Source organism: Curtobacterium sp. MCPF17_051, assembly GCF_003234595.1.
Classification (GTDB): Bacteria; Actinomycetota; Actinomycetes; order Actinomycetales; family Microbacteriaceae; genus Curtobacterium; species Curtobacterium flaccumfaciens.
On sequence record NZ_QKSE01000006.1, the window covers coordinates 20899 to 43528 of the forward strand.

Annotated in this window: 21 protein-coding genes and 1 tRNA gene; 11 read left to right on the forward strand and 11 right to left on the reverse strand. The window is 71.4% G+C overall.

Going from position 1 to position 22630, the window contains the following annotated elements; all coding sequences use genetic code 11:
- Window positions 1-58 precede the first annotated feature (58 nt).
- Window positions 59-1939 (forward strand): glycoside hydrolase family 2 protein, encoded by a 1881-nt coding sequence (locus DEJ35_RS05845; RefSeq protein WP_111124042.1) that lies wholly within the window; start codon window positions 59-61, stop codon window positions 1937-1939.
- A gap of 150 nt (window positions 1940-2089) precedes the next feature.
- A complete protein-coding gene (locus DEJ35_RS05850) occupies window positions 2090-3310 on the forward strand; it encodes a hypothetical protein (protein ID WP_181435529.1) in 1221 nt (406 codons plus the stop codon).
- A 105-nt stretch (window positions 3311-3415) separates the two neighbouring features.
- Here the strand turns inward: DEJ35_RS05850 and DEJ35_RS16990 are convergent, their stop codons facing one another.
- Window positions 3416-4474, reverse strand: a complete 1059-nt coding sequence (locus tag DEJ35_RS16990; protein ID WP_181435530.1) for an amidase domain-containing protein — start codon at window positions 4472-4474, stop codon at window positions 3416-3418.
- Between the two features lie 107 nt (window positions 4475-4581).
- On the opposite strand from DEJ35_RS16990, the gene DEJ35_RS05860 reads away from it, so the two are divergent.
- A complete protein-coding gene (locus DEJ35_RS05860) occupies window positions 4582-4965 on the forward strand; it encodes a hypothetical protein (RefSeq protein ID WP_071405149.1) in 384 nt (127 codons plus the stop codon).
- Window positions 4966-5134: 169 nt separating this feature from the next.
- Here DEJ35_RS05860 and DEJ35_RS05865 read toward each other — a convergent pair.
- From DEJ35_RS05865 to galU, 4 genes are all read right to left on the reverse strand, one after another.
- Window positions 5135-5210, reverse strand: a tRNA-Ala gene (locus tag DEJ35_RS05865).
- A 73-nt stretch (window positions 5211-5283) separates the two neighbouring features.
- Window positions 5284-6384: a hypothetical protein gene (locus DEJ35_RS05870; RefSeq protein WP_111124040.1), complete on the reverse strand. Its 1101-nt coding sequence runs from the start codon at window positions 6382-6384 to the stop codon at window positions 5284-5286.
- A gap of 117 nt (window positions 6385-6501) precedes the next feature.
- Complete coding sequence (locus DEJ35_RS05875) at window positions 6502-7161, reverse strand: GNAT family N-acetyltransferase (protein WP_111091306.1); 660 nt, start codon at window positions 7159-7161, stop codon at window positions 6502-6504.
- Between the two features lie 88 nt (window positions 7162-7249).
- Window positions 7250-8140, reverse strand: coding sequence for a UTP--glucose-1-phosphate uridylyltransferase GalU (gene galU, locus DEJ35_RS05880; RefSeq protein ID WP_027466560.1), 891 nt, complete (start codon window positions 8138-8140; stop codon window positions 7250-7252).
- A 115-nt stretch (window positions 8141-8255) separates the two neighbouring features.
- Between galU and DEJ35_RS05885 the strand changes: the two genes are divergently transcribed.
- The 3 genes from DEJ35_RS05885 to mscL all read left to right on the forward strand — a co-directional run bounded on the left by DEJ35_RS05885 (window position 8256) and on the right by mscL (window position 9704).
- Window positions 8256-8840: a 5-formyltetrahydrofolate cyclo-ligase gene (locus tag DEJ35_RS05885; RefSeq protein ID WP_071244110.1), complete on the forward strand. Its 585-nt coding sequence runs from the start codon at window positions 8256-8258 to the stop codon at window positions 8838-8840.
- Window position 8841: 1 nt separating this feature from the next.
- Complete coding sequence (locus DEJ35_RS05890) at window positions 8842-9132, forward strand: FmdB family zinc ribbon protein (protein ID WP_110862366.1); 291 nt, start codon at window positions 8842-8844, stop codon at window positions 9130-9132.
- A gap of 77 nt (window positions 9133-9209) precedes the next feature.
- Window positions 9210-9704, forward strand: coding sequence for a large conductance mechanosensitive channel protein MscL (mscL, locus tag DEJ35_RS05895; protein WP_111124039.1), 495 nt, complete (start codon window positions 9210-9212; stop codon window positions 9702-9704).
- Window positions 9705-9804: 100 nt separating this feature from the next.
- Here the strand turns inward: mscL and DEJ35_RS05900 are convergent, their stop codons facing one another.
- Both DEJ35_RS05900 and DEJ35_RS05905 read right to left on the reverse strand, forming a co-directional pair.
- Entirely contained in the window at window positions 9805-10389 is a 585-nt protein-coding gene (locus DEJ35_RS05900) for a CDP-alcohol phosphatidyltransferase family protein (RefSeq protein WP_111192263.1), read from the reverse strand.
- A gap of 311 nt (window positions 10390-10700) precedes the next feature.
- Window positions 10701-14528, reverse strand: coding sequence for an ATP-binding protein (locus DEJ35_RS05905; protein ID WP_111192264.1), 3828 nt, complete (start codon window positions 14526-14528; stop codon window positions 10701-10703).
- Between the two features lie 184 nt (window positions 14529-14712).
- On the opposite strand from DEJ35_RS05905, the gene DEJ35_RS05910 reads away from it, so the two are divergent.
- The 4 genes from DEJ35_RS05910 to DEJ35_RS05925 all read left to right on the forward strand — a co-directional run bounded on the left by DEJ35_RS05910 (window position 14713) and on the right by DEJ35_RS05925 (window position 18417).
- Window positions 14713-15585 carry a CoA ester lyase gene (locus DEJ35_RS05910; protein WP_111192265.1) on the forward strand — a complete coding sequence of 291 codons (873 nt, stop codon included), beginning with the start codon at window positions 14713-14715 and terminating at the stop codon, window positions 15583-15585.
- A gap of 10 nt (window positions 15586-15595) precedes the next feature.
- Window positions 15596-16063: a DUF6264 family protein gene (locus DEJ35_RS05915; protein WP_111124036.1), complete on the forward strand. Its 468-nt coding sequence runs from the start codon at window positions 15596-15598 to the stop codon at window positions 16061-16063.
- A 144-nt stretch (window positions 16064-16207) separates the two neighbouring features.
- Entirely contained in the window at window positions 16208-17455 is a 1248-nt protein-coding gene (locus DEJ35_RS05920; protein ID WP_110862370.1) for an FAD-dependent oxidoreductase, read from the forward strand.
- 83 nt (window positions 17456-17538) lie between these two features.
- Window positions 17539-18417 (forward strand): aldo/keto reductase, encoded by an 879-nt coding sequence (locus tag DEJ35_RS05925; protein ID WP_111192266.1) that lies wholly within the window; start codon window positions 17539-17541, stop codon window positions 18415-18417.
- Window positions 18418-18512: 95 nt separating this feature from the next.
- On the opposite strand, the gene DEJ35_RS05930 is transcribed toward DEJ35_RS05925, so the two are convergent.
- Entirely contained in the window at window positions 18513-18986 is a 474-nt protein-coding gene (locus tag DEJ35_RS05930; RefSeq protein WP_111091303.1) for a hypothetical protein, read from the reverse strand.
- A 149-nt stretch (window positions 18987-19135) separates the two neighbouring features.
- Here DEJ35_RS05930 and DEJ35_RS05935 point away from each other — a divergent pair, with 149 nt between their 5' ends.
- On the forward strand, window positions 19136-20101 hold the full coding sequence (locus DEJ35_RS05935; RefSeq protein WP_111124033.1) for an NAD(P)H-quinone oxidoreductase: 966 nt from the start codon (window positions 19136-19138) through the stop codon (window positions 20099-20101).
- Here the strand turns inward: DEJ35_RS05935 and DEJ35_RS05940 are convergent.
- The 3 genes from DEJ35_RS05940 to DEJ35_RS05950 are packed head-to-tail and all read right to left on the reverse strand — an operon-like array spanning window position 20098 to window position 22575.
- Window positions 20098-20874, reverse strand: coding sequence for an amino acid ABC transporter ATP-binding protein (locus DEJ35_RS05940; protein ID WP_110862373.1), 777 nt, complete (start codon window positions 20872-20874; stop codon window positions 20098-20100). The two genes, DEJ35_RS05935 and DEJ35_RS05940, sit on opposite strands and share 4 nt — an antisense overlap.
- Window positions 20871-21749: an amino acid ABC transporter permease gene (locus DEJ35_RS05945; protein WP_110862374.1), complete on the reverse strand. Its 879-nt coding sequence runs from the start codon at window positions 21747-21749 to the stop codon at window positions 20871-20873. Before DEJ35_RS05945 ends, DEJ35_RS05940 begins: the two co-directional genes overlap by 4 nt.
- Before the next feature lie 4 nt (window positions 21750-21753).
- A complete protein-coding gene (locus tag DEJ35_RS05950) occupies window positions 21754-22575 on the reverse strand; it encodes an ABC transporter substrate-binding protein (protein WP_111192267.1) in 822 nt (273 codons plus the stop codon).
- Window positions 22576-22630: the final 55 nt, after the last annotated feature.

Sequence of the window (22630 nt, forward strand, 5' to 3'; positions counted from 1 at the left end):
CTCCGCGCAATCCTGACTCCCTCTTTACAACGATGTACCAGCACGGGAGCATGGACGCATGAGCACGCTCGACGGCACCGTGGCCGCACCTGAATCCGCTTCCGCCCCCGGCCTCCCCCTCGCTTCGCGGCAGGACGGCACGTACCCCCGGCCGCAGATGCTCCGCACCGCGTGGGCCGACCTCGACGGCACGTGGTCGTTCCGGAACGACGGCGACGACCCCGCCTGGCACACCGGCTTCACCGACGCACGGGACATCGTCGTCCCGTTCCCGCCCGAGTCCCCGGCCTCGGGCATCGACGAGCCCGGCTTCCACCCCGTGGTCTGGTACTCCCGTGCGATCACCCGCTCCGAGCTCGACGCCGCCGGGTTCGGCGACGGCGCCCCTCGACTCGTCCTGCACTTCGGCGCCGTCGACCACCGCGCCCGCGTCTGGATCGACGGGCAGTTCATCGGCGGACACGAGGGCGGCCACACTCCGTTCTCCTTCGACGTCACCGAAGCGCTGGCCACCGACCCCGACGCCGTGCACACCCTGGTGGTCCGCGCCGAGGACGACCCGCACGACCTGACCCAGCCGCGCGGCAAGCAGGACTGGCACGAGGACCCGCACGCGATCTGGTACCGCCGGACCACCGGGATCTGGCAGACGGTCTGGCTCGAGGCCGTGCCGACCGCCTCGATCGCGTCCCTGCGCTGGACGAACGTCGACCACGCGACCATGCGGCTGACGGTCCGGCTCGACGGTCACCGCACCGGCGGCGAGCGCCTGCGCGTCGAGGCCCGCTGGGACGACCGCGACGAGCACCTCGCCACGATCGAGACCACCGTCGGCGAGACCGGCGACGAGTTCGACGTGGTCGTGCCGATCGCGCGGCAGACGAACGGGCAGGCCGAGGACGAGCTGCACTGGACGCCGGACACGCCCCGGCTGATCGACGCCACGGTCGCGCTGCTGCCGCGCTCCGGCAACGGCACGACAGCGAGCACGGGCGCGCTCGACGCCGTCGCCAGCTACTTCGGGATCCGGACGGTCGGGGTCGACGGCGGCGCGTTCCTGCTCAACGGCCGACGCCACGACGTCCGCAGCGTCCTGAACCAGGGCTACTGGCCCGAGTCGCACATCGCCGCTCCGTCCCGCCAGGCACTCCGCCGCGAGGTCGAACTCATCAAGGAGCTCGGCTTCAACGCTGCCCGCAACCACCAGAAGATCGAGGACCCGCGGTTCCTGTACTGGGCCGACCGACTCGGGCTCATGGTGTGGGGTGAGGCCCCCGGCGCCTACGCGTTCTCTCCCCGCGCCGTGCAGCGTCTGGTGCGCGAGTGGATGGACGCCGTCGAGCGTGACGCCTCGCACCCGTCGATCGTCACGTGGGTGCCCGCCAACGAGAGCTGGGGCGTGCAGCACATCGCCACCGACCCGGCCCAGCAGGCCTACGCACGGGCCCTCGCCGACGTCACGCGGGCATTGGACCCGACGCGTCCGGTGATCTCGAACGACGGCTGGGAGCACACGAACTCCGACATCGTCACGATCCACGACTACGAGGGCGACGGACCCCGGCTCGCGGGGACCTACGCGGACGAGACCGCACGTGCCCGACTCCTCGGTGGCATCGGCCCGGCGGATCGCCGCATCCTGGTCGGCGGCGCCGAGGACCTCGGCCAGCCGGTCATGCTCACCGAGTTCGGGGGCGTGAACTACCAGCCGGGCGTGCAGCGCGAGGACGGCTGGGGCTACACGTCGGCCAGTGACGGCGACGACTGGGTCGCCCGCATCACCGCCCTGTACGACGCGATCCGTGCGAGCTCGTTCCTCGCCGGGTCCTGCTACACGCAGCTCACCGACACCATGCAGGAGACGAACGGCCTGCTCAACGCAGACCGGTCCCCGAAGGTGCCGATCGAGCAGATCCGTCGCGCGGTCACGGGGCGCTAGCCGGGAGGCCCGCACTTCGGGAGCAGCAATGGTCGGGTCCGGCAGACGGATCCGACCATTGCTGCTCCCGAAGCACGCAGGTCACGTCGCGGCGGACGCGTGACGGCCCGCGATGCGGGGCGCGGCCCGCGGTCTGGGAGGATCGGGCGGGTGACGAACGTGGCGGAAGCGAGCCGGGCCTCCAGGCGGGGGTTCCGCAGCCTGCTGACCGGTCGACGCAGCGCCTGGACCGCACCGCTGCTGATCTGGGCGGCCTCGCGGGTGGTCAGCACCGTGCTGCTGGCGACCGTGTACCTGCTGGCGACCGCGAACGGCTGGCCGTTCGCCTCGTACCGGCAGGATCCCTCGTTCTTCACGTTCTCGGGCTCGTGGGACGCCTCGTTCTACCGGATCATCGCCGAGCACGGGTACCCGGCGACGCTGCCGACCGATGACTCCGGGCACGTCCTGCCGAACGCGTGGGCGTTCCTGCCCGTGTTCCCCGCGGTGGTGCGGGTCGTGATGACGCTGACCGGAGCGTCGTTCTGGGTCGCCGGGGTCGTGGTGGCGTCGATCGCCGGGGCGGGCGCCTGCGTGCTGCTGTACCGGCTGGTGCTCGCCGTCGCGTGCTCGCACCGTGCCCGCTGGGCGACGGCCCTGTTCGCGTTCGCACCGACGGGGTTCCTGCTGCAGGTCGCCTACGCGGAGAGCCTGCTGCTCGTGCTGCTGTTCGGCGCCCTGCTCGCGCTGGTCCGCCGACGGTACTGGCTGATCGCCCCGCTCGGTGTCGTGGCGGCGTTCACGAAGCCCGGGGTCCTCGCGCTGGCGCTGGCACTGGCCGTGCACCTGGTCCTGCGGTGGATGGCGTGGCGCCGACAGCAGGACCCGTTCCCGTGGCGCGACCGGATCGCGATCGTGGTGACCGGCCTGGTCGTCGCGGCTGCGGGACTGGCGTGGCCCGTCATCGCGACGGCCGTGACGGGGCGACCGAACGCGTACCTGGACACCGAGTTGTCGTGGTGGGTGGGGTTCGTCGGCCGCCGGCACTTCGCGCCGCTGACGCCGTGGTTCACGATGGCGTCGACGTGGCTCGGGCCGCTCGGCATCGGAGTCGTCGTGGTGGTGCTCGCCGGCGCGGTGTGGTTCTTCTCGCGCAGGAGCACCAGGGCCCTGGGCACCGACGTGCTCGCGTTCACGGCGTCCTACGGGCTGTACCTGGTGGCGGTGTTCCTGCCGCAGCAGTCGTTGCCGCGGTTGCTCATGCCGACGGCGCCGTTGCTCGGGTCGGACGTGTTCGTGGGGACGCGGCGGCGGGCGGTGACGTGGCTGGTCGTCGGGGTGTGCCTGCAGCCGGTCGCGATCGTGCTGCTGTGGTTCCTCGGGTACCCGTGAGCGGTACTGGTCGTCGGCTCTGCAAGACACCGGTGTTCGCCGGTTGAACACGCGCAGACCGCGGTGCGACGCGCGAACACCGGTGCTTTGCGGGCCGCGACAGCGCTACGCGTCGAACGTGTGGAACCAGGCCGATCCGCCGGGGTGCTGCACCGTGATCATCTCGTCAAGGTCGCGGTAGGGGCCGTCCTGGTTGTGGCTCGCCGACTTGATGCGGATGGTGCCGTCGGGCTCGGTGAAGACCTCGGACACGATGGTGGTGTGGTCCGGTGAGCCGTTGGCGTTCCAGTCGAAGAACACGATGTCACCGACCTTCACCTTGTCGCGCTCGTCCGATGAACGCCGGGTGAGCCCGAACTCGCCCGCGTTGTCCGCGAGCCAGGGGTCCATCGTCGGGCAGTAGGTCCACGTCGCGCTGTGCTCGGCACCGGCCGCCCGGTTGTACCAGTCCGACCGCTGCTCCCACCCACGGGCGATGAGCGTCTGGCTGACGTAGTTCGCGCAGTCGCCGCCGATGGGGTTCATCGTGCCGTACTCGGCGAGGTTGTAGTCCTTCCAGTACCGCATCGCGTAGGCGAGCTGCCGGTCGACGTCGGTCAGTGCGGCGTAGGCGAGGGTGGTCGAGGCGACAGCGCTGCCCGCAGCGGGCGTCGCGGCGGCGGTCGGCCTCGGCGATGCGGTCGCGGTGTCCTGGGTGGCGCCGCTCTGCCCGTCGTTCGCGGCGCTGCCGTTGCCGTCCGAGGACTGGTTCGCCGACGGGGTGGGTTCGATCGCGGACGTGAAGAGTGCGACGTCGGCGTCGCCGGCGGTGTACATCGCCTGGTGCGGGGCCGTGAAGTTCACCTTCGACGCGGTGGCCTGCACGTCACGCGCCGCGACACCGCCGACGGTGACGCCCTTGACGGCGGCGAGTCCGGTCCCCGTCACGGTGACCGTGACGCCACCGGCGAGCGGGACCTGTGCCGGAGCGAGGGCCTTCGCGACGGGCCTCGCCGTCGTCGTCGACGTGTCGTCCCCACCACGGGAGCTCCCGCGCCCGCCGCCCGACCCGTTGCCCGAGTCGCCGCCCTTGTCACTGCCGGAGGAGCACGCCGCGACGGCGAGCCCGATCCCGGCGACGCCGGCGAGGGACAGGAGTGCGCGGCGGTTCATCGAGGCAGTCATGACACGACCAGCGTAAGCGACACCTCCGTCGTTCCGACACGGCATGATCGTCTTCGGGGGCGAGCGTCCTCCGTGTCCCAGCGGACCCGTTCGGAAGGAACACACACATGCCCGAGAGCCACGACTTCTTCGTCGCGACCGACCCCGAGACCGCCCGTGCACAGGTGCGCGAGGCCCTGTCCCGCGAGGGCTACACCGTCGACGACGCCGAGCAGGGTGCACTCCGTGCGACCCGCGGCAGCCTCGGCCTGACGCTGCTCATCGGCGGCATGGCGAACGACCGCACCTTCCACACCCGCCTGGACGTCCAGATCATGATCGCCCCGGACGGCCGCACCGTCGCCCGACTGCTGCGCGGCTCCGGCAAGTCCGCGATCAAGGGCGGAGCGCTCGGCATCTCGCGTGGCAACCGCGCCTTCGAGCAGGCCGCGAACGCGATCCACACCACCTTCGCGCAGTCCGGCGTGCTGACGGAGAGCATCGCGGGCTGACGCTCGGGGCGTCGCTGCTCCTGTCGGCGCGCTGACGGACGGGGGCCCCGTGCCAGCCGTCGTCGGGCCCCTCGTCCTTCAGGAGGTCACGTCAGCACACCCGACGGACAGCCCGACGACGGCAGAACGGCCCGGAACCTATGGGTTCCGGGCCGTTCGTGTTGCTACCTGGTGGAGCTAAGGGGATTCGAACCCCTGACCTTCTCATTGCGAACGAGACGCGCTACCAACTGCGCCATAGCCCCAAGTGCTCGATCACATTAGCACCCTCGGTCGGCCCAGCCGAAATCGCCGGTGGCCCGTCGGGCGTGCCGCGGGTCAGACCGCGCGGCGCCGCCGCATGATCGCGTCGAGGTCGGCCTGCTGGTAGGCGTCGTCGTCGAGGACTCCCATGCCGGCCCACTTGCTCGGCGGACCGCCGGGAGCAGCGGGTTCGTCGGCGGCGGGAGCAGCGGTCACAGAACCAGCGGCAGCAGCGGGCGCCCGCAGCCCGAGCCGCTCGGCCAGACGACCCTGGTCGTGCGCGGACAGCGATGCCGCAGCTTCCTCGAGCTCGGGTCGCATCCGCGAAACCCGCGCCAGCGAGGGGTCGGACTCCCCCGCGCGGATCGCCGCCGCTTCGGCCTCGGCTTCCGCCTTGGCCGCGGCGACGCGCTCCTTCAACCGGGCAGCGAGTTCCGCCGACGACTCGGGCGATGCAGCCGGTGCTGTCGGCCGCTCCACGTAGAGGGGCTTGGGCACGTGGTTCGGGGTCCACGAGCGATCCGCAGCGGGCGCGGCGGGCTGCTCGGTCGACAGGGGCGGGGCCGGGTCCGTCCAGGCGGTGGACGGCCGGGAGGCGCGGGTCGCGCCCGTCTCGCCGGCCGCGAGACGCTGCTTCCGCGCCGTCGCCACCTGGTGCAGCTGGGCAAGGACCGCTGCGGACCCACCGGCGGCGACGAGTCCGGCGACACCGACGAGCCAGAGCGACGGTGCCGCGACGAAGACCACGAGGGCCACGACGATGCCGAGCGTGCCGAACAGGGTCGCCCCGAGCCGGGAACGGCGCATGCGCATCGCGGTCAGGGCCGGCACGGCGGACGCCCGCTCGAGCACCGGGGCCTGCTCGGCCAGGCGGCGGGTGATCTCACGCTGCCGCGCTGCCTCGTGGGCTCGGACGATGGCGGTGCGCTTGGCCTCTTCGGACCGGGCGACGCGCTGCGCCTGGGCGAGGGACTTCGCGTTCATCTCGATGCGGACCTCGTCCGGCAGCTCGGCGGTCTGCGCCAGGATCCGGAGGGTCTGCTGCAGCCGGATGGCGTTCCGCTCGGTGGCCAGGTACTGGCGGCGGGCGGCCCACGACGGCATCAGGTAGACGAGCCAGAGGACGGCCGCGACGAGCAGGACGATGCCGCCACCCCACGAGCCGATTCCTGCCATGCGAACACGGTAGGGGCGGCGGTTCCCGCGCCGCGTCATTGCCGGACGCGTGTTGCGCGTGTCGGGGCGGAATCTGCGGAAGGCGAGCCGCGCCTCCAGGCCGTCAGAGGCGGCCCGTCAGATGCGGGGCGTCGTGTCCAGCGGCATCGCCGCCTCGTCGCGTGCGGCGAGCGGCACGGTGCCCACCCCGTGAGGAACCTGCCCCTGGACCCAGCGCTCGAGGACGCCGCCGCGAACCTCTTCCGCCACCAGCGCGAAGCAGAAGTGGTCGCGCCAGTCCCCGTTGATGTGGATGTACCGGCGACGGAGTCCCTCGTACCGGAAGCCGAGCTTCTCTACGACGCGCAGGCTCGGAGCGTTCTCCGGCCGGATGCAGATCTCGATCCGGTGCACGCCGAGCGACCGGAAGCAGTGGTCGACGGCGAGGGCGACCGAGATCGGCGTCACGTTGTGGCCGGCTGCGTCCTCGACGACCCAGTAGCCGATGGAGGCACTCGCCAGCGAGCCGTAGGAGATGCCGGAGACGTTGAGCTGACCGACGAAGCGGCCGTCGAGCTCCATCGCGAACGGGAGTCCGAGTCCCGCGCGGGCGTTGGCCTGGAGCGCGCGGATGCTGCCCCGGACGTCGGTCGAGACGTGTCCGGAGGGGTTCGTGGCCTCCCAGGTACGGAGCCACGAGCGGTTCGTCGCGAGTGCCGCGTCGAGGTCGCGGGTGTCGCGGAGCCGGAGGGGCCGGATGGTGACCCGCCCGTGGGACAGGGTCGGGATCGTCGTCATCGCTGGGTTCCTCCGGGGTCCCGCCGCTGTGCGGGACGGGGTGTCCCGCCCGGGTCCGTGATCTGACGGACCCGAGCGGGATGGCCGACTATTCGCCCGCGTTGAACTCCTTCAGCCACGACTTGAGGTCGGGGCCGAGGTCATCGCGGTCCGAGGCGAGCTGCACGATCGCCTTGATGTAGTCGAGTTTGTCACCGGTGTCGTACCGGCGTCCACGGAACACGACGCCGTACACGCCGCCGGTCCACTCTTCGGCGCTCGCCATCTTCATGAGCGCGTCGGTCAGCTGGATCTCGCCGCCCTTGCCCGGCTCCTGCTTCTCGAGGACGTCGAAGACCTCGGGACGGATGACGTAGCGGCCGATGATGGCCAGGTTCGAGGGCGCCTCGCCCTGCGGGGGCTTCTCGACGAGCCCGGTGATCTTCACCACGTCGTCGGTGTCGGTCGGCTCGACCGTGGCGATGCCGTACAGGTGGGTCTGTGACTCGGGGACCTCGAGCAGGGCCACGATGGTGGCGTTCTTCTCGCCCTGGACCTCGATCATGCGCTGGAGCAGCGGGTCGCGGGCGTCGATGATGTCGTCACCGAGGAGCACGGCGAACGGCTCGCGGCCGACGTGCATCTTCGCGCGGAGCACGGCGTGGCCGAGGCCGAGCGGGTCGCCCTGCCGCACGTAGTGCATGTCGGCGAGGTCCGTCGACTGGTTCACCTTCTGCAGCTTCTCGTGGTCGCCCTTCTTGCGGAGGGTCTCCTCGAGCTCCGACACGTGGTCGAAGTGGTTCTCGAGCGCGTTCTTGTTGCGCCCGGTGATCATCAGCACGTCGGTCAGCCCGGCACCGACAGCCTCTTCCACCACGTACTGGATGGCCGGCTTGTCGACGACCGGGAGCATCTCCTTCGGCATCGCCTTGGTCGCGGGGAGGAAGCGGGTACCCAGCCCTGCGGCCGGGATCACCGCCTTCGAAATCTGGAAGCCCATGGTCAGACCGTATCCGATCCCCCTTTCGAGGGCATGTCGTCGCTCCGGGGGACACGGGACCCCGCGTGTTCCCGGCGGGAAGCCGCAACCGTACCCCCTCGGTAGACTCCTGCGCATGATCGCCGATCTCGGGAACGAGAAGCGCGCCCTGCGAGCCGAGCTCCGGCAGCGGCGGCGCACCCGGACCACGACCGAACGCGACGCGGACACCCAGACCCTGACCGCGACCCTGCAGCGCTTCGTCGAGGAACGCCAGGTGACGTCCCTCGCCCTGTACCTGTCCGCACCGGACGAGCCGAACGTCCGCCCGTTCCTGAACTGGGCGTTCGGGCAGGGCATCCGCGTGCTGCTGCCCGTCACCCGCGAGGACGGGCTGCTCGACTGGGCCGTGGGCGACGGCGAGAGCGAGACCGAGAGCCTGCTCGGCCTGCCCGAGGTGGTCGGCGAGGTCCTGTCCCCGCTCGCGATCAACGACGTCGACGCGATCCTCGCCCCGGCGGCGGCGGTCGGGCACGACGGCGTCCGCATGGGCTGGGGACGCGGCTACTACGACAAGACCCTCGGGTCCATGGCGAACCGTCCGCCCGTCTATGCTGTGATCTTCGACGCGGAGTACCTCGACGAGGTCCCGCGCGAACCCCACGACGAACCCGTTGACGGCATCATCACGCCGTCGCGCATCATCACGTTCCGGAGCTGACGTGCCCACCTACTCGTACCGTTGCACCGAGTGCGACAACGCGTTCGACATCAAGCAGTCCTTCTCCGACGCCACCCTGACGGAGTGCCCGGTCTGCGGCGGCGTCCTGCGGAAGGTGTTCTCTCCCGTCGGCGTGACCTTCAACGGTGGCGGCTTCTACCGCACCGACTCGCGCCCGGCCCCGAAGTCCGAGGGCTCGTCGAGCACCCCCGCGAAGTCCGAGCCGAAGAAGTCCGAGCCGGCGGGGAAGACCGAGTCGAAGCCCAGCAGCTCGAAGCCCGCCGCGTCCTGACGGGGTCTGCGCTCTCCGGATAGCTTGGGGCGCGTCGCCACTCGGCGGCCGTCCTCGACCCGGAAGGAGACCCTCGCATGAAGGGCTTCAAGGAGTTCCTGCTCCGCGGCAACGTCATCGACCTGGCCGTCGCAGTCGTCATCGGTGCGGCGTTCACCGCGATCGTCACCACGATCGTCAACGCCCTGATCAACCCGCTCATCGGTGCGGTGTTCAACGCGTCGAGCCTCGACGAGGCGCTGGTCGTCGCGATCCCCACGTTCTCCGGCGATGACGCAGAACTGAAGTTCGGCGCGATCATCGGCGCCGTCCTGAACTTCGTCATCATCGCCGCGGTCGTGTACTTCGCGCTCGTCGTGCCCGTCAACCACCTGAAGAAGGCGGCATTCGAGCGCGTCAAGAACGACGAGCAGCAGACTCCGCAGGACGTGCCCCCGACCGACGTCGAGGTGCTGCTCGAGATCCGCGACCTCCTCCGCCCGCAGACCGGCGGCTCCGCGAGCACGGGGGCGCACATCGCCCCGTCGAACGCTCCCGAGGGGCCCGGCATCGGCGGCTCGACGAAGCTCTAGCCCCGGGGCCGCCGCAGGACACCGGTGTTCGTGCGCCGCACACCCGCAAACCGCGGTGCGCAGCGCGAACACCGGTGTCTCGCGGAGACGGGCGCCCGCGTCAGGCGGCGGGGACCGCGCGGCGCTTCGCGAACATCGCGACGGCGTACTGGGCACCGGCGAGCACGTGGCCCGCGGTGCCGAGGTACACGAACACCAGGGCCACGACCCGGACCCAGGGTGCGTTCTCGTCGACGGTGTGCACCGCGGAGAACAGCAGCACCGGCAGCCCGACGAACAGCAGGGCCGAGCGGATCTTGCCCGTCCACGTGACGTCGAGGTCCGGGTTGCCGTGGAACAGCACGCTCGACAGGACGACGAGCACCAGGTCGACGAGCACGACGACGGCCACCACCCACCAGGGCAGCAGGCCGACGAGCACCAGGGACAGCACGATCGCGATGATCGCCAGGCGGTCGGCGACGGGGTCGATCGCCTTGCCGAGCTTGGACCCCTGGTCGAACTTCCGGGCGATGAAGCCGTCGGTCCAGTCGCTCACGCCGATCACGACGAGGGTGACGAGCGCCCACCCGGGGTGCCCGGCGACGACGAGGCCGATGAACACCGGGATCAGCACGAGGCGGAACAGCGTGATCAGGTTCGGCCAGGTCTGCCAGTCGGGGCGCTGCCGCGCGGTCTCAGTCATCACGGGCCAGGCTACCGGTTACCAATGTGGGGGGACGTCGCGCCGGAGCTGGTCGTCGTTCTCACCGTCGCGGTGCCGCGCCGGTTTCGGCGGTGGCGCCGGGTCGTAGCCCGCCACCGGCTGGGTGGTGACTCGTCTGCGGCGCCGCACCGGGCCTCCCGACAGGTCGTCCGTCTCGCCTCCGTCGGCGGGCCGGATGGGAGGCGCGGCTGACGACGCGTCGTCGATCCGCGTCCACGTGCCCACCAGCTGGTCCGTCTCCGGCGTCACCGGACCGGCGGGCCGCGAGGCCCGGCGGCTCGGCCGAGACGTCATCGTCGGGCGGGGATCGGCGGGATCGAGATCTCCTGCGTGGCGCCGCGGTCGACCCCGAGCACGGCGGCGACGGTGTCGGCGACGCGGTCCGGGTCGGAGAACAGCTGGAACGCGTGCACGCGCACGTAGTGCCAGCCCAGTCGGCGGAGCACCTCGGGACGCAGGCGCAGGGACTCGCGCAGCGATCCCTTGACCAGCGACGCGTCGGTCTCGATCGTGACGCACACCCCGCCGTGCGCGGCGACGAGGCCGAGCTTGCCGCGGTGTCCGAGCGCCACCGGGATGCCACGCATCTCGAGGCGCCGGGCCAGGTCGACGAGCAGCGGGTCGGAGTCGTCCGGCACGTACTCGGCGGTGGTCCGGGCACGCACCTCGGCCAGGATCTCGGCGAGGGCGACGGTGCCGTGTCCCATGCGCTCGGCCTCGATGTCCGACGGCTGGAAGCAGGTGACGATGACCATCGAGCGACGCGCGCGGGTCATGGCGACGGCCAACAGCCGCTCGCCACCGGGCTTGCCGAGCGGACCGAAGTCGCGCAGCACGCGGCCGTGCGGGGTGCGGCCGTAGCCGATGGAGAACACGACGCGGTCGCGGCTCTGCGCCACCGACTGCTCGAGCGTCGCCACGATGAACGGCTCGGCACGGTCGCCGATGACGAACTCGGTCAGGTCCTTGTGGCCCTGGGCGGCGGTCAGCACGGCCTGCTCGACCCGCACGGCGTGCTTCGCCGACGCGGTGATGACCATGAGCGACTCGGTCGGACGGGTGCGGGCGTGGTCGATGACGAGCCGGACCACGCGGTCCACCTCGGCGTCGACGCTCTCGACGGCACCAGACTCGGGGTCCGGGACGGCCTTGCCGTCGCTGACGTAGTCGAGCGCGATCGAGCCGTGGCCGAGGAACGAGCCGGCCCACGGCAGGGACTCGATCTTGCCGCCGTAGAAGCGACGGTTCACGAGCTCGGCGAGGTCCTCGCCGCCGGCGCGGTACGACCGCGACAGCGACAGGGTCGGCAGCAGGGTGGACAGCTTCGCCAGGGCGGAGTCGGCGTGGAACGCGTCGAGCGTGCCCTCGTCGACCTGCAGTGCCCGGTGCTCGGGGTCCACGGCGGTGCGGAACGGCGACGGCGTCTGGGTGACCGGGTCGCCGAACACGACGGTCTGCCAGGCACGACGGACGGCTCCGACGGTCTCGGCGATCGTCACGGCGCCGGCGTCGACCAGGATCACCGTGTCGAAGGGCATCGTGTCGGCGATCTGCGGCACCTCGTACGGGCTGGCGAGCCAGACTGGTGCGATCGACCGGGACAGGTGCGGTGCGGAGTCCTGCAGCAGGCGCGACGTGATCGCGCCGTCGCGGAGCTGGGTCTTGAGCGCCGTCGCTTCTTCGGGCCAGTCGACGAGACCGACCTTCCAGTTCTCGGCGAGCTGCCACGCCAGGCCCTGGGAGACCCCGGCTGCGTGGGCGTCGTCCACCAGACGGAAGTCGGCCTCGACCCGGTCGAGCATGTCGGTGTTCGCGCCGAGCAGGGCCCGGTCGGACTCGAGCATGGTCTCGAGGGCGGACTGCCACCAGGCGAGCTCGAGCTCGGCCGGCACCTGCACGTCCGGCACGTGCCGGTTCGCCAGGTCGGTGATGAGCGGCTCGAGCTGCAGGTCGCGCAGGGTCTGCATGAGCTCGGTGCGCTCCTGCAGGTTGTGCAGGACGTCGGACTCGGCGGCGAGCTCGGCGATGGTCGGGACGAGCTGGTCGACCGGGGTGTTCGCCAGCTGGCGGTCACGCTCGGTGCGGCCCAGCGGCTCGTCGAGGCGCGCGAGGTCCTCGGCGACGTTCGAGAACAGCACCTGGACGTCGGCGATGCCCGTGGGCACCTCGGGGTTCACGCCGGCGGCGACGTAGCGCTGCCAGAGCACGCGCTGCTGCTGGACGCGGGTCAGGGCCTCGTGCAGGTCGGACACGTGCACGCCCGGACGGACGTACTCGCGGGCGAGCTTCTTGAGCCGGCGACGGTTCGTCGACGACATCGGAGCGCCCTCGCCGCGGGGGGCGGTGGCGGCCACGAGCTCGGACACCGATCGGTCGAAGACCACCGGCAGGAAGCGGTCGAGCGTGTCGCGGATCTCGGTGAGCAGGCGCAGGTAGATGCCGAGCTCGTTGATCGTCGTGAACTGGCGCATGTGCGTCGAGCTCACCAGGTCGTGGGCGCGGCGGAGCAGGGTCGGCAGGCCGTCGGCGTCGAGGTCCTTCGCGATGCGGTGCGCACGCTGGGCACCGTCGCTCGAACCGAACTTCGCGCCGTACCAGGGCGAGTCGTCGGGGCCGTAGCGGAACTCACCGAGGTTCGCGGCGCTGACCATCGTCTCGGCGACGCGCGAGCGGCCGTCGACCATCGAGGCGACGGACTGCTTCGACAGGCGCGCGGTGGTCGACGGGGCGACGGGCAGCAGCGACAGGCGCGACAGCTCCACCAGGCAGTCGAGCACCGAGACGCCGAAGTCGGGGTCCTTGCGGGTGAGCGATCCGCGGTAGTCCTTCAGCACCTTGCGCAGGCGGACCAGCGCGTCGTCGACCTCGCGGAGGTTCGGACGCGCGGCCTTCTCGTTCCGGGCGATGGCACGGACGACGTCGCGGCGCAGGGTCGACGGCGTGACCGCGACCCCGGGCAGCTGGACCTCACCGAAGCGGGCGGCGATGCCCCGCAGGGTGGCGCGGCGCGGGCTCACGACGAGCACGCGCTTGTTCGCGGCGACCAGGCCGCCCAGGGCGTTCACGATGGTCTGGGTACCACCGGTGCCGGGCAGGGTCTTCACGACGATGGAGTTGCCGGCCGTGATCTGCGCGATCACGTTCTCCTGCTCGTCGTCGGCGTCGAGCAGGAGCGTGTCGGTCTCCGGGCTGCGCTCGTCCGACGGGGTCTGCTCGACCGGGTGGTAGGACTGCTCGACCTGCCACTTCGCGCTCGGGTTGCCCGCCAGGGCGTCGAGCACGGGGTGCGACAGGTCGCCGGTGTCCTCGACCATGCCGGTCGCGACCTCGGCGAAGGTGGACACCACGAGTCGGGCGTGCACCGAGAAGCCGGGGATGTGCGCGGTCAGACCACGCAGGCGGTCGATGACGGGGTTCGGCGTGAAGGAGCCGTCCTGCTGCGCGAGGGCCACGAAGGACTGCGCGTCGAGGATGACTCCGAACTGCTCGTGCAGCGCGTCGGCGAGGCCCGGGTTGAGCACCGGCTCGCCGAGCAGGCGCACCTCGAAGTCGCGTCCGTGCCGGCGGATCGCCAGGGGGCGCAGGAGCACCGGACCACGGAACTGCTCGTCGCCGTGCTTCCAGTCGGCCATGCCGATGCCGAGCTTCACGGCGTCGATGCCGCGCACGGTGGCCAGCTCGGTGCCCTTCGCCTCGACGTGTCCGGCGGCCACGCGGGCGGCACGGAGCGCCACCTCGTCGCGGATCAGGCTGGACAGCAGGGTCGTCTTGCCGGTGATGAACTGCGCGAGACCGCCCGGGTGGGTGGTCGAGAGCTCGATGCGGGCGCGCGGGTGGTCGCTGAAGTGCGTGAGCGGGCTCGTGCCACCGACGCCGGTCAGCTGGGTGCGCCAGCCGTCCCACGTCGGTTCGGCCGCGTTGCCGGCCTGCAGCCGCGGGTCCCCCAGGCTGATCGCCTGCGGGCTCGTCATCTGCAGCTCCGGGCGGAGCGTGCGGTCCGGCTCGTCGTCGGTCCGTTCCTGGTCCACGTCCTGCTGCTCGTCTCGATCGTCGTCGGGGCGCGCGCGGGCACCCTCGACGGGGACGTCGTCGTTCACGTCGTCCTCACCGTCGGTCACCCTGTCCGCTCGCCACACATCCGACACTGTAGGCGGAACCGGACGGCCTCTCTGGCAATGAACCGAGGTTTCGGGGTTTCCGCACGGACGCGACCGTCGTCCGACCCGACGTGCGGCGCGTCCGACCCGGCGTGCGGCGCGTCCGATCCGACGGCGGCCCCGTCCGGTGTGGTACCAACGGGGCATGGCCATCGACGACCGCACCACTCCGTCCGCCCCCACGCCGAACCGGCGTCGATCGGTCCCCGCCGAGATCTCACGGTCGTGGCTGCTGGTCTCCGGCACCGCCACCGACCGGTTCGACAAGTCCCAGCGCTCCCGCGCCGACCAGATCATCCTGGACATCGAGGACGCGGTCGACCCCGCCGCGAAGCCCTCGGCCCGGCAGGGCGTCGCCGCCTGGCTCGCCGGCGGCGGCGAGGCCTGGGTGCGCATCAACGACGTCACGACGGACTTCTGGGCGGACGACGTCGAGGAGCTCCGCGGCCTGCCCGGTCTGCAGGGCGTCATGCTCGCCAAGACCGAGTCTCCCGCCCAGGTCACCGACACCTGGCACCGGCTCGGCGGCCAGACGCCGGTGATCGCCCTGGTCGAGTCGGCCCTGGGCATCGAGGAGTCCGTGTCGATCGCCAAGGCGCAGGGCGCGTTCCGCCTGGCCTTCGGTTCCGGCGACTACCGCCGCGACACCGGGACCAGCGCCGACACGCTGGCGATGGCGTACCCGCGGTCGAAGCTGGTCGTCGCCTCGCGCATCGGCGACCTGCCGGGTCCGATCGACGGCCCCACGGTCGGGTCGTCGCACCCGATCCTCCGCGAGCAGTCGCAGGTGGCCGTGTCGCTCGGCCTCACCGGCAAGCTCTGCCTGGACACCGAGCAGCTCCCCGTCATCAACGAGGTCATCTCCCCCACCCCGACCGACGTCGCCTGGGCGCAGGACTTCCTCGACGACTTCGAGGCCCGCGGCCGGGTCATCCGCGACGGTTCCGACCTGCCGCGGCTCGGTCGGGCGCAGAAGATCCAGCGGCTCGCACAGGCGTTCGGGGTCGAGGCGCGGTAGGACTGCACGCATGACCTGGTCCAACGTCCCCGGCCCTCCGCCGCAGTCCTCCTCCGGCCCCACGGACGCGCAGCGCGCGGCGTGGGAGCGCGGTGGCACCACGCTGTTCCCGCCGGCGAAGCTCGCCGACCGGATCTCGACGGTGCTGCTCCTGGTGTTCGGTGCCGTCATGACCGCGATCACGGCGGTCGTCGGCATCATCGCGGTCGCCTCGGCCACGACGACCTGCGACGCCTCGGCCGGGTGCACACCCGGTGGGTACTTCGGGGGCGCGGCCATCGCGGTCGGTGGCGCCTTCGTCATCGGGGTCGCCACGATCGTGCTGTCGATCGGCGCGTGGATCCGACGGAAGCCGTCGTGGTGGATCGCGGCGATCGGCTTCGTGCTCGCGATCGTGGTCATCGCCTGGGGCGGGGTCGTCTTCGCGAACGCCGTCGACAGCGGTTCCGGATCGTCGTCGGTGTCCGCCAGCGCCTGACCGGCGCGCAGCGACACCACCCATCCGACCGGACACCGGTCGTCCGACGCGTGTCGGGTCGGAGAACGCGTGGGGGTTCCGGCCTGGAGGCGCGGGTCGCGGCCGCCACGCGCCTCCGGTCCGTACCGGGGTAGCGTCCCGGGCATGGTGACGGTGTCGCGGACAACGGTCGCGGTGGTCGGTGGCGGCCCCGCAGGGGTCGTCCTCGGGCTGCTGCTCGCCCGCGCCGGCGTCGACGTGCGCGTGCTCGAGCGGCACGACGACTTCAACCGGGACTTCCGGGGCGACACGGTGCACGCCTCGACCATCCGTCTGCTCGACGAACTCGGACTCGGCGCACCGTTCCGGGCGTTGCCGCAGTCACGCCTCGACGACTTCTCGCTGCCGATGCCCGACGGCTCCCGGCTGCTGCTCGGTGACTTCTCGCGTCTCGCGCCCCCGTACGACCACGTGGCGATGGTGCCGCAGTGGGACCTGCTCGACCTGCTCGTGACCGCCGCCCGTGAGGAACCGTCGTTCCGCATCTCGATGGGCGGGGCGGCGACCGGACTCATCGAGGAGAACGGGGTCGTGACCGGGGTCCACCTGCGGCCGAGGGACGGGACCGACGAACCCGGGGAACTCCGCGCCGACGTCGTGATCGCCTGCGACGGGCGGAACTCGGTGCTGCGTCGCGCCGCCGGGCTCGTGCCGCGAGCGTTCCGGGTGCCGTTCGACACCTGGTGGTTCCGGTTGCCCCGGCACCCCGGGGACGCGGCGAGCGCCCTCACCCCCGCGTTCTCGGACCGGGACGTGCTGCTGAGCTTCCCGCGGCCGGAGTACCACCAGGTCGCGTACTTCGCGCCGAAGGGTTCGGACACGGCCCTGCGCGCTGCAGGGGTGGCGGCCTTCCGTGCCCGGGTGGCGCGGCTCCGGCCGGACTTCGCGGACCGGGTCGACGCGATCGCCTCGATGGACGAGGTGCACGTGCTCGACGTCCGGATGGACCGCCTGCGCCGGTGGTGGCGCCCGGGTCTGCTCTGCATCGGGGACGCCGCGCACGCGATGTCGCCCGCCGGCGGGGTCGGCATCAACCTCGCGGTGCAGGACGCGGTGGCGACCGCGACGATCCTGGTGCCGGCGCTCCGACGCGGGCTCCGTGGTGGCGGCCTCGACCGGGCGCTCGCAGCCGTCCAGCGTCGTCGGACCCCGCCCGCCGCCCTGGTGCAGGCCGCGCAGGCCGTGCTGCACCGGGTCGTGTTCGAACGGGCCTTCGCCGGGCACCTGCAGGACGGTCCGCCGCTGCTCCCGGTGCTGCTCGCGCGCTGGGTCCCGCCGGTCCGGGGCCTCTACGCCCGCGGCATCGCGTTCGGCCCGCTGCCGGAACACGCGCCGGCGTGGGCTCGTCGGTGACGGGCGGGGAGGCTCGACGGTGCGGGCGCCTCGTCGGTGCGGGAACTGGGCGTCGCCCTCGTGGCCGGGCGCATGCTGGGCCGATGAAGCAACGAGTCATCGGAGACGTGTCCGTCAGTGCCATCGGTCTGGGCGGGATGCCCATGTCGATCGAGGGCCGGCCGGACGAGCGTCAGTCCATCGCCACGATCCACGCAGCGCTCGAGAACGGTGTCACGCTCATCGACACCGCCGACGCGTACCACCTGGGCGGCCACGACGAGGTGGGGCACAACGAGGAGCTCATCGCGCGGGCCGTCCGGGAGTTCCACGACGACACCTCGGACGTGCTCATCGCGACGAAGGGCGGCCACCTGCGTCCCGAAACCGGCAACTGGGCGCAGAACGGGCACCCGGAGTACCTGAAGGAGGCGGCGAAGGCCTCGGCGAAGCGTCTCGGTGTCGAGTCCATCGGGCTCTACCAGTTCCACCGCCCCGACCCGGCGGTGCCGTACGCGGACTCGATCGGGGCGCTCGCCGACCTGCTCGACGAGGGTGTCATCCGGATGGCGGGCATCTCGAACGCCGACCCGGACCAGATCCGCATCGCGAACGAGGTGCTCGGCGGACGCCTGGCGTCGGTGCAGAACCAGTACTCGCCGAAGTTCCGGTCGAGTGAGCCGGAGCTCGAACTGTGCGACGAGCTCGGCATCGCGTTCCTGCCGTGGAGCCCCCTCGGCGGCATCGGGAGCGCGGCGGACCTCGGCACGGCGTTCGAGGACTTCGCGTACATCGCCCGCGACCGAGGGGTCACCCCGCAGGTCATCGCCCTGGCGTGGGAGCTGCAGAAGAGCGACGTCGTCGTACCGATCCCCGGTGCGTCGCGGCCGCAGTCGATCCTGAACTCGATCACGGCGCCGACCGTGCGGCTGCGGCCGGAGGACGTCGCACGCCTCGACGCCTCGCAGCCCGCGGCCGTCTGACGCCCGTCCCCCCGACGGGGGAAGCACGGCGCCCCGCCGCTCCTGTGACCGGAGTGGCGGGGCGTCGTGGTGCGTGGGGCGGGGCGTGAGCCCGCTCAGCTCTTGGCGGGGCAGACCGCCGAGACCTGGTCGAGCGTGGTCTGTACGTCGGACTGGGCCTTCTCGACCTCGGCGGAGTCCTCGGCCGCGCCGGAACGGATGGCGGAGCTGTAGCCCTTCGCCGCGCCGGAGAAGTCCTCGAACGTGTCGTGCACCTGCTCGTTCGAGACCTTCGTCAGTGCCGAGTCGATGCGCTGGACGAACTCGTCGACGAGTGCCGCACGGGCCTTCGGCTCGGCCGGGGCAGAGCTCGAACCCTGCTCCTTGAGGAACGACGCGAGTTCGTTCTCGAGCAGGGAGCAGGCTTCTTCCTTGGTCTGGGCGGGTGCTGCGGCGGCGGTCTTCGAGGCCGACGGTGCGCTGGACGAGCCCGAGTCGCCACCGGACGAACCGCCGTCGCCGCCCGAGCAACCGGCGAGCAGCGTGAGTGCGAGGCTGGCGGTGGCCAGCGCGATGAGCTTCTTGGGCATGGTGGAGAGTCCCCCTCGATCTGTCCGCACTCCCCCGGATGAGGTGCAGATCCGTCGTCGAGCGTACAGGGAACCTCCACAGGGAGACCGGCGGCGGTTGTGCGCGACCGGCAGCCGGCCGGAGGCATGCGGCGCGTACCGTCGAGGGCATGCGAGCCATCACGTTCGACGACGCTTCCATGTCCGTCACCGACCTGCCCGACCCCGAACCCGGCACGGACGAGGTCCTGATCGAGGTCGCCGCGGCCGGCGTCAACAACGCCGACCTGCAGCAGCGCGCCGGGAACTACCCGCCGCCGCCCGGGGCGTCGGAGATCCTCGGGCTCGAGGTCTCCGGCACGGTACGGGCCGTCGGTGCGGGCGTCACGACCGTGGCGGTGGGCGACCGGGTGTGCGCGTTGCTCTCCGGCGGCGGGTACGCGGCACTCGTGGTCGCGCCGGTCACCCAGGTGCTGCCGGTCCCCGAGGGCGTCGACCTGGTCGAGGCGGCCGGTCTACCCGAGGCCGCCTGCACGGTCTACTCCAACATCGGCATGCTCGCCGGGCTCCGCCCCGGGCAGACCCTCCTGGTGCACGGCGGAACGGGCGGCATGGGGTCGCACGCGGTGCTGTGGGCGAAGGCCCTCGGTGCGACGGTGATCGCGACGAGCGGCGGCGACCGCAAGGTCGCCGCGTCCCGTGACCTCGGCGCCGATCTGGTCATCGACCACCGCACGGAGGACTTCGTGGAACGCGTCCTGGCGTTCACCGACGGTGTCGGCGTCGACGTGGTGCTCGACGTCGTCGGACCGTCCTACCTGGAGCGGAACCTGCAGGCCCTCGCCCCGAACGGGCACATCGCGGTCATCGCCTCGGGCAGCGGCCGCACCGCCGAGCTCGACTTCGGTGTGCTGATGCGGAAGCGCGCGACGATCAGCGGCACGACCCTGCGCGCACGGCCGCTCGCCGAGAAAGCCGACATCGTCGAGGCGGTCCGCTACAACGTGTGGCCGCTGGTCGCCGACGGCCGGGTGCGCCCGGTCATCGACTCGGTGCTGCCCCTGGCCGAGGTCGAGGAGGCCCACCGCCGCGTGCGCGACGGCGAGGTGATCGGCAAGGTGCTGCTGACGCCCTAGGCGTGCACGCGGGCGAGGAACTCGACGAGCGCCGGGTGCTGCGGGCGGTCGAGGACGTCGGCGGGGGAGCCCTGCTCGACGACCTCGCCGCGGTGCAGGAACACGATCCGGTCGGCGACGTTCCGCGCGAAGTGCATCTCGTGCGTCGTCATCAGGATCGTCGAACCCTGTCGCTTCAGCTCGGTGACCAGGTCGAGCACCTCGCCGACGAGCTGCGGGTCGAGGGCGCTCGTGACCTCGTCGAGCAGCAGGAGTTCCGGGTCCGACGCGATCGCCCGGACGATGGCGACGCGCTGCTGCTGCCCGCCGGACAGGCGGTCGGGGTACGCATCGGCGAACGAAGCGAGGCCGATCCGGTCGAGCAGGCGGCGCGCAGTGTCCTCGGCCTGGGCTCGTCCGATGCCGTGCACCTGGCGGGAGGCGAGCGTGACGTTGTCGAGCACGCTCATGTGCGGGAACAGGTTGAACTGCTGGAACACCACGCCGATGCGCGCCCGCACGGCGTCGACGGCGATGCGCGGGTCGGCGATGTCCGTGCCCTGCAGCAGGATCTCGCCGTCGTCGATGCCCTCGAGCAGGTTGACCGTCTTGAGCAGCGTCGACTTGCCGGAGCCCGAGGCCCCGATGACGCAGATGACCTGGTGGCGGTGGACCGTCAGGTCGATCCCGCGCAGGACCTCGTGCTCGCCGAAGGCCTTGCGCAACCCGCGCAGTTCGAGGACCGCGGCGTCCTCACCGGACGCACCACGGGCCTCCAGGCCGGCCTCGCTCATACGGTCCCTCCGATCTGCTCGCGCCGCTGCTGGCGACGCGCAATCGCGTCCGTGACGCGGATCAGCGGCAGGCTGATCACCACGAACAGCAGTCCGGCGACGAAGTACGGCGTGAAGTTGTAGGTCTCGGCCTGCGCGATCTGGGCGGAGCGGACCGCATCGACGGCACCGAGGATCGACACCAGACCGACGTCCTTCTGCATCGACACGAAGTCGTTCATCAGCGCCGGCGTGACCTTGCGGATCGCCTGCGGCAGCACCACGAGCCGCAGGGTCTTGGCGTGCGACAGTCCGAGCGACCGGGCGGCCAGACGCTGGGAGGGGTGCACGGCCTCCATGCCGGCCCGGAGCACCTCGGCGATGTAGGACGAGTAGGTCAGGGTGATCGCGATCGTGCCCCAGACCTCGGCGGGGAGCCGCGGGAACACCCCGAGTCCGGGGATGCCGTAGCCGACCAGGTAGAGCACGATGATGAGCGGCAGACCGCGGAACAGGTCCGTGTAGCCGGTCGCTAGCATCCGCAGCGGGAAGAACACCGGGTTGCGCAGACCGCGGACGACCGCGAGCAACGTGCCGAAGACGGCGACGCCGATGGCGCTGAAGAACAGGATCCGGACGTTCAGCCAGAGGCCCAGCAAGATGTCCGGGAACGTGTCGACCGCGGTCTCCGGGTCGAAGAACGACTGCTGCACCGCCGCCCACCCGGGGGTGTTCACGACGCCGAAGTACACGACGGCGAGCACGACCAGGGTGGAGACGACCGACACCACGACGGAGCGACGGCCACGCTGGCGACGGTAGAGCCGACGCTCGAGCTCGACCTGGCTCGGCGCGGGTGCGGCGACCGGGGTGCCGGCCCCTGCTGGCAGGGTCATCCGGTTACTTCAGGACCGGCGTACCGGTCTCCGACGACAGCCACTTGGTCTGCAGGTCCTGCAGGGTGCCGTCGTCGTCGAGGGTCTTCAGGGCCTTGTCGACCTTGCTCGTGAGCTCCGAGTCCTTCGGCAGGACGAAGCCGAACTCGTCGCCCTTGCCGTCGGACGGGAACTGCGCGGACACGGTGCCGTCGTCGACCTGCGCCGAGGCCATGTAGAAGGCCGTCGGCAGGTCGGTGACGATCGCGTCGATCTGCCCGGACTTGAGCGCGAGCACGGCGTCGTCGTTGGAGTTGAACACCTTCGGCGTGACCCCGAGGACGTCCTTGACGCTCGCGATGCTCGTCGAACCGGTCGCGACGCCGATGGCGTCCTGCTTGAGCGCGGCGATGGTGGTGTCGTCGGCGGCCTTCGACCCGGACGTCGTCACGACCGCCTGGGTCGTCGTGTAGTACGCGCTCGACATGTCGACGGCCTTCTTGCGCTTCGCGTCGATCGAGAACTGCTGGACGTTGAGGTCCCAGTCCTTCGGGCCCGGGGCGATGGCGCTGTCGAAGGTGCTGCGCTTCCACACGACGTCCGACTTGCCGTAGCCCATCTCCTTCGCGACGGCGTACGCCACGGCGGACTCGAAGCCCTTGCCGGACTCGGGCTTGTTGTCCTCGATCCAGGGCGAGTACGCCGGGTCGCCGGTGGCGATCGTGAGCTTGCCGTCGGTCACGGTGCCGTCGGCGTTGCCGCTGCCCCCGGCGGAGCAGGCCGACAGGGCGAGGGCGGCGACCGCCGCGGTGGCGACGGCGAGGGTGAAGCGGAGGTGACGGGTCACGGTCGGGCCTTCGTGCGAGGGGGGGGTGGGGGCAGGTCGAAGTGTACTTCGCGGT

Coding starts and splice junctions, on each gene's coding strand:
- DEJ35_RS05845 (WP_111124042.1), top strand. CDS start 59: ATGAGCACGCTCGACGGCACCGTGGCCGCACCTGAATCCGCTTCCGCC.
- DEJ35_RS16990 (WP_181435530.1), bottom strand. CDS start 4,474: ATGACTGCCTCGATGAACCGCCGCGCACTCCTGTCCCTCGCCGGCGTC.
- DEJ35_RS05860 (WP_071405149.1), top strand. CDS start 4,582: ATGCCCGAGAGCCACGACTTCTTCGTCGCGACCGACCCCGAGACCGCC.
- DEJ35_RS05870 (WP_111124040.1), bottom strand. CDS start 6,384: ATGGCAGGAATCGGCTCGTGGGGTGGCGGCATCGTCCTGCTCGTCGCG.
- DEJ35_RS05875 (WP_111091306.1), bottom strand. CDS start 7,161: ATGACGACGATCCCGACCCTGTCCCACGGGCGGGTCACCATCCGGCCC.
- galU (WP_027466560.1), bottom strand. CDS start 8,140: ATGGGCTTCCAGATTTCGAAGGCGGTGATCCCGGCCGCAGGGCTGGGT.
- DEJ35_RS05885 (WP_071244110.1), top strand. CDS start 8,256: ATGATCGCCGATCTCGGGAACGAGAAGCGCGCCCTGCGAGCCGAGCTC.
- mscL (WP_111124039.1), top strand. CDS start 9,210: ATGAAGGGCTTCAAGGAGTTCCTGCTCCGCGGCAACGTCATCGACCTG.
- DEJ35_RS05900 (WP_111192263.1), bottom strand. CDS start 10,389: ATGACTGAGACCGCGCGGCAGCGCCCCGACTGGCAGACCTGGCCGAAC.
- DEJ35_RS05910 (WP_111192265.1), top strand. CDS start 14,713: ATGGCCATCGACGACCGCACCACTCCGTCCGCCCCCACGCCGAACCGG.
- DEJ35_RS05915 (WP_111124036.1), top strand. CDS start 15,596: ATGACCTGGTCCAACGTCCCCGGCCCTCCGCCGCAGTCCTCCTCCGGC.
- DEJ35_RS05920 (WP_110862370.1), top strand. CDS start 16,208: ATGGTGACGGTGTCGCGGACAACGGTCGCGGTGGTCGGTGGCGGCCCC.
- DEJ35_RS05925 (WP_111192266.1), top strand. CDS start 17,539: ATGAAGCAACGAGTCATCGGAGACGTGTCCGTCAGTGCCATCGGTCTG.
- DEJ35_RS05930 (WP_111091303.1), bottom strand. CDS start 18,986: ATGCCCAAGAAGCTCATCGCGCTGGCCACCGCCAGCCTCGCACTCACG.
- DEJ35_RS05935 (WP_111124033.1), top strand. CDS start 19,136: ATGCGAGCCATCACGTTCGACGACGCTTCCATGTCCGTCACCGACCTG.
- DEJ35_RS05940 (WP_110862373.1), bottom strand. CDS start 20,874: ATGAGCGAGGCCGGCCTGGAGGCCCGTGGTGCGTCCGGTGAGGACGCC.
- DEJ35_RS05945 (WP_110862374.1), bottom strand. CDS start 21,749: ATGACCCTGCCAGCAGGGGCCGGCACCCCGGTCGCCGCACCCGCGCCG.